The organism is Phenylobacterium sp. GW821-FHT12F10, assembly GCF_058806695.1.
The window spans coordinates 1,170,000-1,186,528 of the sequence record NZ_JBXAPY010000001.1; the positions used below are offsets into that span (position 1 = coordinate 1,170,000).

A 16,529-nucleotide genomic window follows, 5' to 3' on the forward strand; every position below is an offset into this window, starting at 1 on the left:
CGATTATTCGTCCGGCGCCCAAAACCGCCGCCCGTCGCCCAGGCATTAGGCACGGTCGGACCCTTTTGCCTCGGTCGCACAGGGATTGTCGGAATGGCGATTGTCACCCCCCACCCAGGCCGCTCCCTTGCGCGCCATCAAGCGTGGCGTGGGGATTAGAGCGATGACTCCGGACATCATGAACGGCGGGGGCGGCCTGTCGCGCCGCAGCTTCCTGGAGAGCCTGGGGGGGATGGGCGGGTCGGCCCTGCTGCTGGCCGGCATGACGGCCTTGGGCTTCGACATCGCCTCGGCCAACGCCGCGCCCCCGGAGCTGGGGGAGGGCGGCAAGGGCAAGAAGGTCATCGTCCTGGGCGCCGGGGTGGCCGGCATGACCAGCGCCTATGAGCTCTCCAAGGCCGGTTACGAGGTCACGGTGATCGAGGCCCGGGATTTCGCCGGCGGCCGCTGCCAGACCGCGCGCAAGGGCTTCAAGCTCACCGAGCTGGGCGGCGAGGCCCAGGAGTGCGACTTTGACGACGGGCTCTACATCAACCACGGGCCGTGGCGGATCCCCTATCACCACCGCTCGACCCTGCATTACACCAAGCTTTTCAACGTGCCCCTGGAGGTCTTCGTCAACGACAACGACGCCTCCTACGTCGCCTTCAACAAGGGGACGGGTCCCCTGGCCGGCAAGGCGATCCGCAAGGGCCAGATCGCCGCCGACGCCCGCGGGGCGGCCGCCGAGATCCTGGCCAAGCAGGTCAAACAGGGCGCCCTGGACCAGCAGATGACCGCCGAGGACCGGCAGCTGTTCCTCGCCTACCTGACCAAGGAGGGCTACCTCTCCGCCGACCTGGCCTACAAGGGCACGGACGGTCGCGGCTTCGACGTCAATCCGGGTCCCGGGGTGGTTCCCGGCCCCGGCAAGGAGTCGACCCCCTATCCCCTCACCGACGTCCTGCACTCCAAGGCCTGGGGCGTGCTGTCCTCGGTCACCGGCTACGAGCAGCAGCGCACCATGTTCCAGCCGGTGGGCGGCATGGACCAGATCGCCAAGGGCTTCGAGCGTCACGTCGGCAAGCTGATCCGCTATTCGACCCTGGTGAAGAAGTACCGCCAGAACGACAAGGGGGTGGAGGTCACGGTCTCCGGCCCCGACGGCAAGGTCGAGACCCTGAAGGCCGACTACTGCATCTGCACCATCCCGCTCTCGGTGCTGCGCCAGATGGACATGGGCGTTTCGCCGAAGTTCAAGGAGGCGATCGGCGCGGTCTCCTACGCCCTGGTGGGCAAGATCGGCCTGCAGATGAAGACCCGGTTCTGGGAGGAGAAGCACTTCATCTACGGCGGCCACGTCTATACCGACGACCCGGACATCAACACCATCACCCTGCCGTCCACCGGCTTCCAGGGCCAGAAGGGCGTGTTGCTGGGCTACTACAACTTCGGCGCCTCGGCGGCCAAGGTCAGCGCCCTCAGCCCCAAGGCCCGCCAGGCCTTCGCGGCCCAGGGCGGTCTGCGCGCCTTCCCGGAATACGCCGACAACGTGGAGACCTCCTTCTCGGCGGCCTGGCACCGCATCGAGCACAACCTCGGCGGCTGGGCCCAGTGGGACGACGAGGGGCGCCGCGACGCCTATCCGGTCCTCTGCGAGCCCGACGGCCGGCTGTACCTGGCCGGCGAACACCTCTCCTATCTCACCGGCTGGCAGGCCGGCGGGATCGAGAGCGCCTGGCAGCAGATCGCCAAACTGCACAAACGCGCCCAAGCGGCCTGATTTCCGGAGTCCAGAGTAAGATGCGTCTTTCGATCCCGCTGGCCGTGGTCGCCCTTGGCCTGTCGGCCGCCCCGGCCCTGGCCGCCGACGGCAAGGGGCTGTTCGCGGACAACTGCTCGGCCTGCCATCAGTTGACCGGCAAGGGCATTCCCGGCGCCTTCCCGCCCCTGGCCGGCAGCAAGATCGCCCAGGGCGATCCCGTGGAGCCGGTGACCCGCGTGCTGAAGGGCCGCGGCGGCATGCCCTCCTTCGCCAGCGAACTCACCGACCTGGAGGTGGCCCAGGTCCTGACCTATGTCCGCACCTCCTGGGGCAACAAGGGCAAGCCGGTGCAGCCGGCCCTGGTGACCTCCCTGCGCAGCGGCGCCAAGCGCGAGAACGCCAAGGCCTCGCTGCTGGCCCACTAGGTCTCGAAGCGTTAGGCGCCCGCGTCCCGCCACACCCGCCCGGCGGTGGGCGGGGCGAAGTGGGCGCCGATCAGCAGGACCTGGCTGGCCGCGAGGTCCGGCAGGCGGTGCCACGACGCACGCGCGCCGGGCCCGTCTCAGGCGCTCATTCCTCCGTCGACGACCATCGTGCTGCCCGTGGTGAAGCTGCTCTCGTCGGAGGCCAGGAACAGCACGGCGCGGGCGATCTCGTCGGGCGAGGCGTGGCGGCCGAGCGGGATGAGTTCGTCGAAGAAACTGTGGGCGTCGCGGCCGATGACCTGACCAAGATGATCCTCGACCCTGGTCTGGAAACTGTTCTGGGTGGGGCCGGGGTGGATGGTGTTGACCCGGATGCGCCGGCCGGCGACTTCCTTGGCTACGCATCTCATCAGGCCGATCTGGGCATGCTTGGCGGTGATGTAGCCGAAGGGGCCCGGATCCCCGCGCAGCCCGGCGACGCTCGAGGTGATGATCACGCTGCCGCCGTCGTTCATCATGGGGATGCCGTACTTGCAGGCGAGAAACGCGCCCTTGACGTGGACACGTAGGACATCGTCGAAGTCGTCTTCTGGGTAGTCGACCAGGGGCCCGATCGCCCCCACATTGCCGGCGTTGCTGAACAGCACGTCGATCTTGCCCCACCGGCTCACCGTGCTCGCCACATAGGCTCTGACGTCCGCCGCTTCGCCTACGTCGGCGACCTTGAAGGCGGCCTGGGCGGCGCCCAGCTCAGCGACAGCCGCGCGCAGGTCGTCCTCGCGCAGGTCAACCAGCATGACCCGCGCGCCTTCCGCCACAAAACGCCGGGCGCTGGCCATGCCAATGCTGCCGCCGCCGCCGGTGATGACGCAGACCTTGCCATCCAGGCGGCCGACGCCGCGCGTGCCCTCAGCCATGACCATCTTCCGGTTCTGTCTTCCCGCCCGTCAGAAGGGATAGTGGACGGCTTCAGTGTCGATGGTGATCCACCTTAGTTCCGTGAATTCAGCGATCCCCGCCTTGCCGCCGAAGCGGCCATAGCCGGACGCCTTGGTTCCCCCGAAGGGCATCTGAGCCTCGTCATGCACTGTCGGGCCATTGATGTGGCACATGCCGGCGTCGATACGCTTGGCGACCTTCAGCGCCCTGCGGATATTCTCGCTGAACACGGCCGAGGTGAGGCCATATTCGGTGTCGTTGGCCGTCCTGACGGCTTCGGCGTCGTCCTGCACCCGGATCACGCAAACGATCGGGCCGAAGGACTCCTCGCCATAGATGCGCATGTCCTTGGTCACCTGGTCGAGCACGATAGCGGACATGACCGTGCCGCGCGTCTCGCCGGCCACCACCAGCTTGGCGCCCTTGGCCACCGCATCATCGACCATTTCCTTGAGCCGCGAGGCCACCTCCGGCCCGACGACCGAGCCCAGCACAACGGCGCCCGACCGCGGATCGCCCGCCGGCAGCGCGGCCGCCTTGGCGGCGAACTTCTTGACGAAGGCGTCGCCGATCTTGCCCTGGACGATGATCCGCTCGGTCGACATGCAGATCTGGCCCTGGTTCATGAAGGCGCCGAAGGCGGCCGCATTGACGGCTTCGTCGAGATCGGCGTCATCGAGCACGACCAGGGGCGCCTTGCCCCCAAGCTCGAGCAGAACCGGTTTCAGGTATCTCGCCGCGGTTTCCGCGATGATCCGCCCCACCTTGGTCGAGCCGGTGAAATTGATCCGGCGCACGGCGGGATGGGCGATGAGCGCGCCGACGACCGCGCCGGCGTCCTCCGGCGCATTGGTGATGACATTGACCACCCCCGGCGGCAGGCCAGCATCGCGCATTACCGCACCGATCAGCCGATGGGTGGCCGGGCATATCTCGGAAGCCTTGAGCACGACTGTGTTGCCGCAGGCCAGGGGCGTCGCGATCGCCCGCACCCCGAGGATGACCGGCGCATTCCAGGGCGCGACGCCGAGCACCACGCCCGCGGGCTGGCGTATGGACATCGCCATGCAGCCGTGACGGTCCGACGGGATCACTTCGCCGGAGACCTGCGTCGTGAGGGCGGCCGCCTCCCGCAGCATGTTCGAGGCTAGCATGACGTTGAAACCCGCCCAGCCGGCCGTGGCGCCGATCTCGTTCATCATGGCGTCGGTGAATTCGGCGCCCCGCGCCTGCAGGGCGTCCGCGGCGCGCAGCAGCAGCGCCCGGCGTTCGGTGGGACCGAGATCCGCCCAGTCGGCGAAGGCCGCTTGGGCCGCGTCAGCGGCAGCCCGGGCGTCGGCTGGGGTGGCGGCGGCGGCGCGGGTAGCGACCGCCCCGGTCATCGGGTTGCGTCGCTCGAAGGTTGCGCCGCCGTGGGCCGCCACGTCCTTGCCGCCTATCAGGAAATTCACGTCCATGGGATTTCCCTCCGTCGATGATTTGGGCTGGCTGATACTACGCGCCTTGTCTTGGTTCACGCGCGGGCGCTTGCGGGAGAACCTGCGCAACAGTCGGTCAAGGAACATCGACGACCACCTCCACAAGGATCGGCTCGGAGGACTGCAAGGCGGCGCGCAAGGCTGAATCCAGGTCTCCCGGTCGGTCGACGCGGAGGGCCTGCAATCCCTGGGCGCGCGCAAGCCCGCAAAAATCAAGTTCCGGAAGGCTTGTTCCCACAGGGTTTGGCAGATCGAAGTGCCGAGCGAATTCGTGGAGCGCCTCGTAGCGCCCGTTGTTGATGATGACGAAGGCGATGGGTAGCCTGAGCTGCGCCGCCGACCACAGGCCCTGGATGGCGTACATCGCCGATCCGTCGCCCAGGACTGCGATCACCTTCTCCCCCGGCCGCCCCAGCGCCACTCCGACCGCGGCCGGCAGGCCGTGGCCAAGACCGCCGCTGGCGCAGGTGTAGAAGCCGTTCTCCTCGGTGATCGGCAGATAGTCGTGCATCGGTCCGCGACTGCTGGGCGCCTCCTCGACGATGATGCTGCCGGCCGGCCGCAGCGCCGCGATCTGCTGCAAGAGATAGCCATCGGTCAGGCGATCATCGGACAGCCGCTGCGCCCGGCCGCGTACCTGCGTCGCGCTGCGGACTTCGGGCCCCGGACCCGCCAGAAGCGCCAGAACGCCGAGCTTCAGACCCGTGACGATTGAGGCGCCGACCGGCGCCCATGCCGCCATGCCGGGATCGTCGACCAGTTGCACCAGCGTCGCGCCCGGGGGGATGAACGGGCCAAAGCCCTCAACGTGATAGGTGAAGACCGGGGCGCCCAGCACCAGGATGAAATCATGCCCCGCCAGGCTTTCCACGATCTTGGCGCGGTCCGCGGCGAGGAAGCCGGCGAAGAGGGGGTGGTCCTCTGGAAAGGCGTTGCGGCCCGACATGGGGCTTACCCAGACCTCGGCCTGATGACGTTCGGCCAGGGCGATGGTCTCCGCCCAGGCATCGTCGCGCGCGATCCCGGCGCCGACCACGATTGCGGGGCGGTTGGCGCGACTCATCGCCCGGGCGGTGTCGGCGAGCAGCGCCTGATCGCCCGACACGGTGCGGCTGACCTCTCGAGCCGCGACGGGCAGGCAGGGCCGATCCCAGTCATCGACCGGAATCGAGACGAAGGTCGGCCCCTGCGGGGCCTGCATCGCCACATAGTAGGCGCGTGCGATCGCGGCGGGCACGTCCTCGGCGCGGGCCGGCTGACAGCTCCATTTGACATAGGGCTTGGGAAACACCGTGGCGTCCTCGGCGAACAAGAAGGGTTCATGAGGCAGCATCGAACGAGCCTGCTGGCCCGCCGTTATCACCAGTGGCGTCTGGTTCTTGTATGCCGTGAAGATGTTGCCCAGCGCATGTCCGACGCCGGCGGCGGAATGGAGATTGACGAGGGCGGCGTTCCGAGTGGCCTGCGCATAGCCATCCGCCATGCCGACGACCACAGATTCCTGCAGCCCCAGCACGTAGCGAAAATCCGAGGGAAAGTCCCGGAACATCGGGAGTTCGGTCGAGCCTGGATTTCCGAAGACAGTCTTCAGCCCGAATGCGCGGAACAGATCGAAGGTCGCCTCGCGAACGCTCACCTGCCGCGCCGCTTCCTCACCTTCGGGCGCATCAGATGACGAAGTACGCATCGTGTCGGCCATGAACGTCTTCCTCGACCTTGAAACTATATTCGGGTCTCAACCACTTTTGCCGACCGCCCCCTGCATCGCCATTGCTGATGTGCGTTCAAGTCATAAGCTTTCAGCATGACTTCCACCGAGTGTGGGACCTGGAAGGCTATGCCCGGCAAGGCGCACTGGCGGCCCATCGAGGCGACGCCGGTCCGCCTCATCGGAAGAGCGTGTCCACATAGGCCGCACCGATGCCGACCTTCTCGTAATGCACGCGGGCGGCGGCGATGTAGTCGTGAACATCATAGTGCCCGATACTTTCGCCCGCCTCGTCGAGCCAGATGAGCGGGCCTTGCACCACGAAGAACACCCGCATCGGTTCGCCGCTGTCGTAGGCCACAAGAGTGTGGCCCTCGCCGGGAGGCTCGTAGACGAAGTCGCCCTCAGTGGCGGTCCAGTCGTGCTCGAGATAACCCCACTTGCCGGAGATCGTGTAGGCGAAGACTTGGTGGGGATGGTAGTGGCGGTTAACCAGGCCCGCGGACTTGGCCATCAGCACATCCGCCCACATGTTGCGCTGGGGGGATATCCAGAGGGGCTTCGACGACACGGTCTCACTGATCGGCACGAAGTAGCGCTCGTCGCCCTGCGCCACCTTTTCCTTGTAGACCTCCCGCAAAGCCTCCGGTTTGAACACGTTCTCGATCGGCTTGATGTCGCGCCAGAACTCGGTCTTCGCGTCCTCCGGCATTGTTCCACTCCCTGAATTCGAGGGTTTCCGATGGGCTCGAAGCCCCAATGAGGATGCCGCCGCCAAGCCGCCGCCTTTCGCGCCGCGGCCTGGGCGGGGCTAGTTCGACCCCGTTCTCCGCAACGGCCAGAAGCCGAGAAGATCGGCGAGGAAGACGATCAGCGGGAAGGTCACCGCCAACATGGCCGAGGCCAGCCAAAGCTCCAGCTGATAGGCGGGCGCGCCCGACGCCATGGTCTGCCCCGTGAGGAGCGGCGCGGCGAAGAGGTAGAGCCAGCGCATCGCGGCGCCGGCCGCCACCGCCGCGAGGCTCGATGCGAGACCGCGAAAGGGTTGCGGCAAGCGGGCGAAGGGCCACCCGTGCAGCAGGCTGAGCACGATGAAGAAGCCGAAGATGAAGGGGACCGGCGCGGCCACCAGGAACTGGACGATGTCCATGCGTAGGATGACGACCCCGCAATAGAAGGCCGTCGCCGCGAGGCCGAGCACATAGACCGAGGCCAGTAGCGAGAAGGCGGGCCCGCCAGGCTTCCGGAACAGGGAGACGGGCCAGAAGTCGCACATCGCGGCGAAGGTGATCACGGCGACTGAGGTCACCCCGAACACTAGGGGCGTCCAGGCGACGAACAGTCCGTGCGGATCGATCGCCGCCGAATAGAACGGCGCGCCCTTCAGGAACGAAAAGTCGAACAGCAACTGGAACAGCCCGTAGGCGACCAGGTAGCAGAAGGCCACGCTCAGCAGGCCGGACACCGTCGGCGGGACGGGCAGGGCCGAGATCGGCCAGGCGCCCCAGACCACGACGAACCAGAACGTCACCACGATGCTGAGGATCACGTACATGATCAGCGGGGGCGTCGGCGGGGCGATCCCGCCTCCGACGAGGCGGAAGGCTGCAAGGGCCGCGATCGCGCCCACCGACACACAGAGCAGCAGATAGGTCAGGCCCCTCGCCGGTTGCGGCAGGCGGGCGATCGGCGCCGGATGCTCGCAATGCCAGACGAGGCCGCAGACGATCTGTGTGGGGATGAGCGCCATGGCCAGGAAGGCGACCCAGGTGTTGAAGACGTCGGGCGGGAACGCGGCCATCACGCCAAAGGAGACGGCGAGAATTCCGGTCAGGCCCAGCAGGCCCAGCAGGGGCTGTCCCAGGCCTGCCGACGGAGGATTGGCGGGATGGTCGCTCATCGTTTCACCCTCATGCTTCGGAGTCGGCGGGTTGCAGCGCGCGCAGACGATTCGGCGCCGTCTCCTTCAGGCCCAGGGCGAGCAGCCCCGCCAGGATCGGCAGGACAGCCATGATCCAGAGCGGCGCTTGAAGTCCGAAACGGTCGGCGGCGGCGCCGGCGAGCGTGGGCGAGAGCACGCCGCCCACGCCTTCGCCGACGCCCATGATCAGCCCCAGGACGGTCGCCGTGTGCCGGGAATCGATCGTCTCGGACGGGATGGTCGCCATGAACAGGGGGAAGGTCCCGATCGCCGTCCATCCCAGGAAGAAGAGGGTGGCCAGGCCCCAGATGGAGCCCTGGAAGTACAGGGCGGCCAGGGGCGCGATGATTCCGAACAGCGGCGCCAGCGCCATGGCCGGCTTGCGCCCCACCCAGTCGGAGATTCCCGGCACCGCAAATCCCGCAACTCCGGCCGAGACGCCGAGCGTTCCGATGAGCCAGCCCATGGCCCCGGGATCCAGTTTGCGGACCTGGATGAGGAACAACGGCATGAAGGCGAAGCAGATGACGAGGGTCGACACCATCAGGACCGAGATGAGCATGCAGATGAAGACGTTGCGCTGGGCCACGGCCTGCCGCAGCGAAAGCCGCGCCCTGGGCGCGCCCGGCGCGTTCGCTTCCCGTGGCGGCTCGCGCACGAAGCGCCAGATGAGCAGGGCGCTGGCCACGGCCGGGATCGCGGCGAGATAGAAGGCGTTGCGCCAGCCGAATCTGGTGGCGACGGCGACCAGGATGATGGAAGCCGCCGTGGAGCCCAGGACGTTGGAGCCGAAATTCTGCATGAAGCCCATGGCGAGGCCGCGGCGGGCCGGAGCCACCTCGGTCACGGTCAGCGATTGACTGATGGGCAGGACGCCGCCCTCCAGCACGCCCATCAACAGCCGGGTGAGGAACAGGGCGCCGAAGGTGGCCGCAAGCCCGGAGAGCGCCGAGCAGAGCGCGAAGCCGAGGGTGACGACGACGAGGATGGGCTTCCTCAGGCCAGTCCTGTCCGACACCCCGCCGACCACGAAGCCCGCGACGGCCCAGGTGAGGGAGAAGACCGACGCGATCAGTCCGATCTGCGTATTCGTCAGCCCCAGGTCGGGCTGCACGAACGGCATCAGGAAGTTCAACGCGTTTCGATCGAAGAACAGGATCCCGAAGTTGAGGCTGAGGAGCCCGATCAGGAGGGGTTCGTAAAGGCGGCCAACCTGCTGGCGCATTGGGTCGTGTCCTCGACAGGCTCAGGTGGGAATCGATCGTGTCCTTGCGCTGGGCGCGCGGCCCGCGGCCGCGCGCCCAGCCAGGTCAGAACTTCACCCGGCCCATCAGTCCCCACTGCAGCTCGCCGTCGTTGGGCACGCAGTAATAGGATCCCGACACGCCCCGAAGATCCTGCAATTCGCTGCAGTACTTCTCCGACGTCAGGTTGGTTCCGAAGACCGAGAGCGTGTAGCGCCAGTCGGGACCGAACATGTAGTCGGCGTGGGCGTTGATTTCGAAGCGCGAGGTATAGGCGTCGATCGGCGGCTGCGGGCTGTACTTCGCCTTCGAGGAACTCTGGTAGCGCATGTCCGTCCCGATGGTCAGACGGCTGTCGCCCAGGTCGATGGATTTGGCGATCGAGGCGTTGGCGCTCATCTTGGGCGACAGCGGCAGTTCGTGACCCTTCTGGAAGTCCCCCTGGTGCAGGTCGAAGTCCAGGCCGGTGACATCGACGAGCTCGGTGTGGAGGAGCCCCAGGCCACCGTTGACCAACCAGCCAGCCGCCGGCACCCAGGTCACTTCGAACTCTGCGCCGTAGATCTTCGATTCCGGCAGATTGTTGAATTCGGGGCCGTTGACGCCGACGTTGAAGACCTGCTGGTTCTTCCAGGTATTGTAGAAAACCGCGCCGTTGAACACGAGCGAGCGGTCCATCAGCGTGGACTTGAAGCCGAGCTCGAAGGCGTCGAGCGTCTCAGGCTTGAGCGACCGTTGCGGGAATGGCGTGTCGTTGGTGTGGAGGAATTCGAGATCGAACTTCCCCGACTTGAACCCGCGCGAGTAGCTCCCATAGGCCATGACATCGGGCGTGAAGTGGTATTGCAGACCGATCTTGCCGCCGACTTCACCCTTCTTCAGGGGCGTCCGGTTGTTGATGTCGTCGGTGCAATTGCCCTGGAAGGGCGCGCTCAGGCCCTTCGCGAACAGACAGGGCGTATTGACCATGTGCGAGTACAGGAACGCCTTGTCATAGTAGGTCGCCGACGGAATACCTGTCTTGTCGAAGGCCCCGGCGAGGAAGTGGGGGTTGGTCTTGTCGTCGTGGGTGTAACGCAGGCCAAGGGTGCCGCTGAGCTTCTCAGTGAACTTGTAGTCGGCCTGACCGTAGGCTGAGACGCTCTTGTCGCTCAGGTCGGAGATGCTGAACGACGCCGTGTTCCTGTAGGGGTTCGGGATGACGTCGAACAGGGCGGGCGGGGTCACGCCCGCCGCCGAGGGGTGGGCCCCCGGGAACCCGTTCGTCCCGAAGCGGATGTCCTGCGCCAGGACCGAATCCTCCTTCAGGTAGTAGAGCCCCGCGATCCAGCGCAGCGCCGCCTTGTCGTCGATCGAGGCCAGGCGAAGTTCCTGGGTGACCTGCTTGTAGAGCTGGTCCATGTCGATCACGAGCACATCGTGGTTCAGGCCGGCCGGCCCGTTGACCGTGCCGGTATTGTCCTCCTCGTAGAGCGCGTGGGTCCGATCATAGGAGGTGATCGAGGTGAGCGAGACCGTCTCGAAGTCGTGCTTGATCTTCACATAGGCGCCATAGACGTCGAGCTTCGCGACCTGTCCCCCGCCGTTATAGACATCGCGCCAGCGGAACGTGGTGCGATTCAGCCCCTCGATATTGACGAGGCTGGCCGTCAGGACCGGGTTTTCCCAATCGATATTGCCGGTGAAGGGGACGGTGTCGTTGACCCGCAGGGGCGGATTGTTCGCCAGAGATCCGGTGACCTTCTGAGGATGCGACTGACTGTCGTCGTGGGCGTAGTGAATGTTGAAGGTGACGCGCGTGGCGTCGGAGGGCTCCCACACCAGGGCGCCGCGCAGGGCGTAGCGGTCCTCATCGCCATAGTGGTGATCGCCATCGGACAGATTGTTCCAGATCCCGTCGCGATGATGGATCTTGCCTGCCAGCCGAACCCCGGCGTCCGGGCCGAGGGGCGCTGCGAAAGCGGCCTCGGCGTCGATGAGATCATGCCGTCCGTAGGTGATTTCGGCATACCCGTCGACTGGGGCGCCGGGCTTGGGTTGCTGGGTGATGTAGTTGACGGCGCCGCCGGTGGTGTTGCGGCCGAAGAGGCTGTTCTGCGGGCCGCGGAGCACCTCCACCCGCTCCATGTCGAACAGCCCCAGCGTGCTCATATAGGACGAGTTCAAGGTCACTTCGTCCATGTAGATGCCGACGGACGAGGGCGCGTTGCCGAAGAACTCGTTGGTGCCCACGCCGCGAATGACGATGTGCTGGCTAAGGGAATTCTGGTCGGACATGTTCAGGTTGGGCGCCAATCGCATCACGTCGGTGAGCTTTTGCACCCCCGAATTCTGGAGTTGTTCGGCGTTGTAGGCCTGGATGGCGATCGGCACCTGCTGCAGGTTCGCCGAGCGCTTCTCCGCCGTGACGATGATTTCCTCGACCTGGGTCGCACCCCGGTCGGCTGTCGACTGGGCGGCGGCCGGGGCGGCCCAGGACAGCGCGCATGCCGACAGGACCAGACTCGACGCCCTCAGAAGCAGTTCGCTCTTATTTTTCGTCATGGTTCCCTCCCTGACCCATGACGCGACGCCGAGTTTTCCCCGGTCGCCGCCACAGGCGTTTGTTTTGACTATTTCGCCAAGAGTCGCTTTGAAGTCGGCCGACTGGCGCGCCGGATCCGCGCGCCGACGGCGAGGGCGCCAAGCGCTCGCCAGACGCCTCGGGACCGGATTGTATCGCCCCCTTCATTTTGACGATCTTGTCAAAGACCTTGATCCAACGATTTGGGGGCGCCTATTGCCGATTCAGGCGCAAGTCATAAGGTTTCGGTATGAGCCTCGATCCCCGGCAGCTCCGCGCCTTTCTCGCCGTCGTGGAGACCGGCAGCCTGGGGCGCGCCGCCGACGCCCTGCATTGCAGCGAGCCCGCGGTGAGCCGCATCATCAAGCGGCTGGAAACACAGCTCCACGTTCAGCTCTTTGAGCGCCGCACCACCGGGATGGAGCTGACCAGCTTCGGCCAGGCGCTTCTTCCCTATGCGAACCGATTGACCACGGAGGCGGTCCACGCCGTCGACGAGATCGACGCCCTGCGGGGGTTGGATCGCGGAACCTTGCGCATTGGGGCGGTCGCGAGCGCCGCCATCATGGTCCTGCCTTCGATTCTCGATCGCGTCTTGGGTCAGTCGCCGGGCCTGCAGATCCAGATCACCGAGGCGGTCGAGGACAAACTCGCCCAGGCCTTGGCCAACAACGCGATCGATATCGTGCTGTCAGGCGCGATCCCCGGCAGCCCGGACATCGTTCAGGTCGGGGACTCGAGGTTCAGCGACAACTACAGCGTCATCGCGTCGGCGACCCACCCGCTTCTGGAACGGAAGGACCTGACGATCCGGGACCTCCACGGCATGGAGTGGGTGATGCCGCCGGAGGACGCGGAACCCCGCAGGCTCTTCAACTCGTTGCTCGAACAGCTGAACGTCACGCTCCCCCGGGTGCGCGTGGAGACCCGGTCCCCGGCGGCGATCAAGGCCATGGTCGCACGAACCCAGTTCCTCGGATGGCTTCCCGAACCCCTCTTCGCCGCAGAACGCTCGGCGGGCCTTGTCAGCGTTCTGTCCGTGAAGGAACTGAACGTCCATCGGCGGTTCTATGTCTATCGTCGCCGACAGACCTTCATATCGCCGCCCGTGCTGAAATTCCTTGAGGCGCTTCGCGCCCTGTTCTGACCTCGGGCATGTCCGCTCTTGCGGGACGGTCGCCTCGCGCGCGCCATCACGATGGCGCATCCGGCGGGCCGAAGCGTGAACGGTTTCTGCAAACCGCTCTGCAATCTGGCTTGGCCTTAGGCCGAATTGTCTAGGGAAAATATGGAGGCCTGACCCGGAATCGAACCGGGGTGCACGGATTTGCAGTCCGCTGCGTAACCACTCCGCCATCAGGCCAACGCCGACGTCTTGAACACGCCGGGAGTTTTGAAGGGCGGATGGCTAACAGAACGACCCGCCTCGGGCAATGTCTGTCGCAGGGTCGCATTGCGTTCGGGTTAAGGGGCGACCTATAAGCGCGGAAATTACAGTTTCCGGTTTGGGGAATCATGGCCGATCTCGCCGAAGCCCGCTCGAACATGGTGGAGAGCCAGGTGCGTCCCAGCGACGTCACCGACATCCGCATCCACGACGCCATGCGCGCCATCCCGCGCGAGGATTTCGTGCCGCCGGGCAAGCGCTATCTGGCCTATGCCGACGCGCCGGTCGAATACGCGCCGGGCCGGGCGCTGCTGAAGCCCCGGGACGTGGCCAAGCTGCTGCAGATGGCCAAGCCGGTGAAGGGCGAGCGGGCCCTGGCCATCGCCGCCCCCTACGCCGCCGCGATCCTGGAGGCCCTGGAGGTGGTGGTGGACCGGCTGGAGGAGGGCGACCTCAAGACCGTCCCCGGCGCCAACTACGACCTGATCGTCGTCGAGGGCGCCGTCGCCCGCGCGCCGGAGGCCTGGCTGAAGGCCCTGGCGCCTGGCGGACGCCTGGCGGTGGTGGAGCGCGACGGTCCGGTGGGCAAGGCCTGCCTCTATGTCCGGGGCGAGGGCGACCTCGGCCGCCGCACCGTCTTCGACGCCACCCCGCCGCTGCTTTCGGGATTTGAGGCGCATCAAGGTTTCGCCTTCTGAAGCGTGCTGAAACGCACCCGAAACCTTGGCGTGAAAAAAGCTTAAGGTGACGCCCTCTGGCGTCATCTCAATTCGGCGGCCATATAGGCCCCGGTCTCTCTCGCCGATTTCGGGGATAAGCATGTTGAATAGCCGTCGCGGAGGTTTGCTCGCCGCAGTCTGCAGCGCGGGCCTCATCTGCGGTTTCACCGCCGGTCCCGCCGCCGCCGAAACCCTGGCCGACGCGATTGCGCTCGCCTACGAGTCCAACCCGACCCTGCAGGCCCAGCGCGCCACCCAGCGAGCCCTGGACGAGACCTATGTCCAGGCCCGGAGCGGCTACCGGCCCAGCCTGAGCGCCTCGGTGCAGGAGACCTTTTCCGACAGCCGCACCCCCGGGGCCTCGGGCCTGGTGGACACCAACGGCGACGGCATCCCCGACACGTTCGTCACCCGCAGCATCAGCCAGAGCCAGCGCGGCAACGCCTCGCTGTCCCTGAGCCAGCCGCTTTACACCGGCGGCCGGGTCGGCGCCGCGGTGTCGGCGGCGGAGGCCGACATCCTCACCGGCCGGGAGAATCTGCGCCGGGTCGAGGCCCAGGTGCTGGGCAATGTCATCACCGCCTATGTCGACACCCGCCGCGACCAGGAAGCCCTGCGCATCCGGCAGGAGAACGTCCGGGTTCTCGAGCGCCAGCTCGAGGAGTCCAAGGCCCGCTTCGACGTGGGCGAGATCACCCGCACCGACGTGGCCCAGTCGGAGTCGCGCCTGGCCTCGGCCCAGGCCCAGTTCCAGACCGCCCAGGCCCAGCTGGCCATCAGCCGCGCCAACTATGTCGCCATCGTCGGCCAGAGCCCCGGGGACCTGGCGCCCGAGCCGTCCCTGGCCAACCTGCTGCCCACCAGCATCGACCAGGCCTTCGACAGCGCCCAGGTGGACAATCCCCAGATCCGCGCCGCCCAGTACGCCGAGCAGGCCAGTAAGGCCCGGCTGTCGGGCGCGCGGGCCGAACGCATGCCCAGCGTCGCGCTGCGCACCACCCTGGGCTTCAGCGGCGACATCAACCCGGTCGACACCGATCTCTATTCGCGCAACCTCACCACCTCGGTTGGGGTCACCGTACCTCTGTTCACCGGCGGCCTGACCAATTCGCGGGTCCGCCAGTCCATCGAGCGCAACAATGTCGACCGCATCGGGGTCGAGACGGCCCGCCGGTCGGTGCTGCAGGGCCTGACTCAGTCCTGGAGCCAGCTCAGCGCCGCCCGCGCCAATATCGGCTCCACCGACACCCAGGTCCGCGCCGCCCGCATCGCCGCCGAAGGCACCCGCCAGGAGCAGCAGGTGGGCCTGCGCACCACCCTGGACGTGCTGAACGCCGAGCAGGAGCTGCGCGCCGCCGAGCTCGCCCAGATCACCGCCCGGCACGACGAATATGTCGCCGCCGCCAGCGTGCTGGCCCAGATGGGCCGGCTGGAGGCCGCCAACCTGACCCCCAATGCGCCGCACTACGACCCCAAGGCGAACTTCGGGAAGCTGCGCTTCGCCTGGGGCTGGGTGCCGTGGGAGGAGCCGATCGCCATCGTCGATTCGGCCCTGACCCCCAAGCCGCACGAAAAGCCGGTCAGCGCCCTGGCGACCGCGCCCAAATAAGGTCAGGCCCGTCGGTGACAGGCGCGGCGTTTCGCCTATCGGGCGAATCCGCGCTTGCGCAGCTTGGCGGAAATTGCAGGATCACACCGTCGCGCCTAGGCTGGCGTTGACGGATTCTCTCTTCGCTCCAGCGACGGCTCAACATGTCTGACCAGACCTCTCAAGAACCGACAATGGAGGAGATCCTCGCCTCCATCCGCCGCATCATCTCCGAAGATGATGCGCCCGGTTCGGAGGCCGCCGCGCCCGAGGAGGAGCCCGCCGAGGCCCCCGTCGCCGAAGAGATTCCCATCCCGCCCGAGGACGAGGACGACGGCGTCCTGGAACTGACCGAGAAGGTCGAGACCCACGGCGACATCGACGTCTACGCCGCCGCCGCCCCAACCCCAGAGCCGGAGCCGGCCTACACGCCGCCGCCCGAACCGACCGCCTGGGCCGACGACGCCCCGGACGTGGGTCCCGGCGCCGGCCTGGTGGGCGATCCCGCCGCCGCCGCCGCCGCGGCGGCCTTCGGTTCTCTGTCGTCGCAGATCCTGATGCCCCGGGACGGCCGCACCCTGGAGGACGTGGTGCGCGAGCTGCTGCGTCCGCTGCTCAAGCAGTGGCTGGACGACAACCTGCCGCGCATCGTCCAGGACACCGTCCAGTCGGAAGTCGAACGCATCGCGCGCGGCGGCCGAGTATAATTCTCCCCTGACCGTCAGGGCCGGGACATCGCCCGGCCTTCCGCGATCCCCGAGGCGTCCGCGCCGGAGGGATGACGTTTGTTGGGTGCGGGGTGTCGTGGATTTG

13 protein-coding genes and 1 tRNA gene are annotated in these 16,529 nt (G+C 66.8%); 6 read left to right on the forward strand and 8 right to left on the reverse strand.

Annotated features, from left to right (window positions below; all coding sequences use genetic code 11):
- Nucleotides 1-163: 163 nt before the first annotated feature.
- Nucleotides 164-1,762, forward strand: coding sequence for a flavin monoamine oxidase family protein (locus AC1RN5_RS05895; RefSeq protein WP_493040327.1), 1,599 nt, complete (start codon nt 164-166; stop codon nt 1,760-1,762).
- 20 nt (nt 1,763-1,782) lie between these two features.
- Nucleotides 1,783-2,169, forward strand: coding sequence for a c-type cytochrome (locus AC1RN5_RS05900; RefSeq protein WP_493040328.1), 387 nt, complete (start codon nt 1,783-1,785; stop codon nt 2,167-2,169).
- 137 nt (nt 2,170-2,306) lie between these two features.
- Here AC1RN5_RS05900 and AC1RN5_RS05905 read toward each other — a convergent pair whose 3' ends face one another.
- From AC1RN5_RS05905 to AC1RN5_RS05935, 7 genes are all read right to left on the reverse strand, one after another.
- The gene (locus AC1RN5_RS05905) at nt 2,307-3,086 is read right to left on the reverse strand and encodes an SDR family NAD(P)-dependent oxidoreductase (protein WP_493040329.1); all 780 of its coding nucleotides are present in this window, start codon (nt 3,084-3,086) and stop codon (nt 2,307-2,309) included.
- Between the two features lie 30 nt (nt 3,087-3,116).
- Nucleotides 3,117-4,565, reverse strand: a complete 1,449-nt coding sequence (locus tag AC1RN5_RS05910; RefSeq protein ID WP_493040330.1) for an aldehyde dehydrogenase — start codon at nt 4,563-4,565, stop codon at nt 3,117-3,119.
- 97 nt (nt 4,566-4,662) lie between these two features.
- Complete coding sequence (gene mdlC / locus AC1RN5_RS05915) at nt 4,663-6,285, reverse strand: benzoylformate decarboxylase (protein ID WP_493040331.1); 1,623 nt, start codon at nt 6,283-6,285, stop codon at nt 4,663-4,665.
- Between the two features lie 187 nt (nt 6,286-6,472).
- Nucleotides 6,473-7,006: a 2,4'-dihydroxyacetophenone dioxygenase family protein gene (locus AC1RN5_RS05920; protein ID WP_493040332.1), complete on the reverse strand. Its 534-nt coding sequence runs from the start codon at nt 7,004-7,006 to the stop codon at nt 6,473-6,475.
- 99 nt (nt 7,007-7,105) lie between these two features.
- Nucleotides 7,106-8,194 (reverse strand): hypothetical protein, encoded by a 1,089-nt coding sequence (locus tag AC1RN5_RS05925; RefSeq protein ID WP_493040333.1) that lies wholly within the window; start codon nt 8,192-8,194, stop codon nt 7,106-7,108.
- A gap of 10 nt (nt 8,195-8,204) precedes the next feature.
- A complete protein-coding gene (locus tag AC1RN5_RS05930; protein WP_493040334.1) occupies nt 8,205-9,440 on the reverse strand; it encodes an MFS transporter in 1,236 nt (411 codons plus the stop codon).
- A gap of 85 nt (nt 9,441-9,525) precedes the next feature.
- Complete coding sequence (locus AC1RN5_RS05935; RefSeq protein ID WP_493040335.1) at nt 9,526-12,003, reverse strand: TonB-dependent receptor; 2,478 nt, start codon at nt 12,001-12,003, stop codon at nt 9,526-9,528.
- A 269-nt stretch (nt 12,004-12,272) separates the two neighbouring features.
- Here AC1RN5_RS05935 and AC1RN5_RS05940 point away from each other — a divergent pair, with 269 nt between their 5' ends.
- Entirely contained in the window at nt 12,273-13,169 is an 897-nt protein-coding gene (locus AC1RN5_RS05940; protein ID WP_493040336.1) for a LysR family transcriptional regulator, read from the forward strand.
- 142 nt (nt 13,170-13,311) lie between these two features.
- On the opposite strand, the gene AC1RN5_RS05945 is transcribed toward AC1RN5_RS05940, so the two are convergent.
- Nucleotides 13,312-13,385, reverse strand: a tRNA-Cys gene (locus AC1RN5_RS05945).
- Nucleotides 13,386-13,537: 152 nt separating this feature from the next.
- Here AC1RN5_RS05945 and AC1RN5_RS05950 point away from each other — a divergent pair.
- The 3 genes from AC1RN5_RS05950 to AC1RN5_RS05960 all read left to right on the forward strand — a co-directional run bounded on the left by AC1RN5_RS05950 (nt 13,538) and on the right by AC1RN5_RS05960 (nt 16,423).
- The gene (locus AC1RN5_RS05950) at nt 13,538-14,107 is read left to right on the forward strand and encodes a protein-L-isoaspartate O-methyltransferase family protein (protein ID WP_421931992.1); all 570 of its coding nucleotides are present in this window, start codon (nt 13,538-13,540) and stop codon (nt 14,105-14,107) included.
- A gap of 121 nt (nt 14,108-14,228) precedes the next feature.
- Nucleotides 14,229-15,737 carry a TolC family outer membrane protein gene (locus AC1RN5_RS05955; protein WP_493040337.1) on the forward strand — a complete coding sequence of 503 codons (1,509 nt, stop codon included), beginning with the start codon at nt 14,229-14,231 and terminating at the stop codon, nt 15,735-15,737.
- A 143-nt stretch (nt 15,738-15,880) separates the two neighbouring features.
- On the forward strand, nt 15,881-16,423 hold the full coding sequence (locus AC1RN5_RS05960; RefSeq protein ID WP_493040338.1) for a DUF2497 domain-containing protein: 543 nt from the start codon (nt 15,881-15,883) through the stop codon (nt 16,421-16,423).
- The last annotated feature ends 106 nt before the right edge of the window (nt 16,424-16,529 follow it).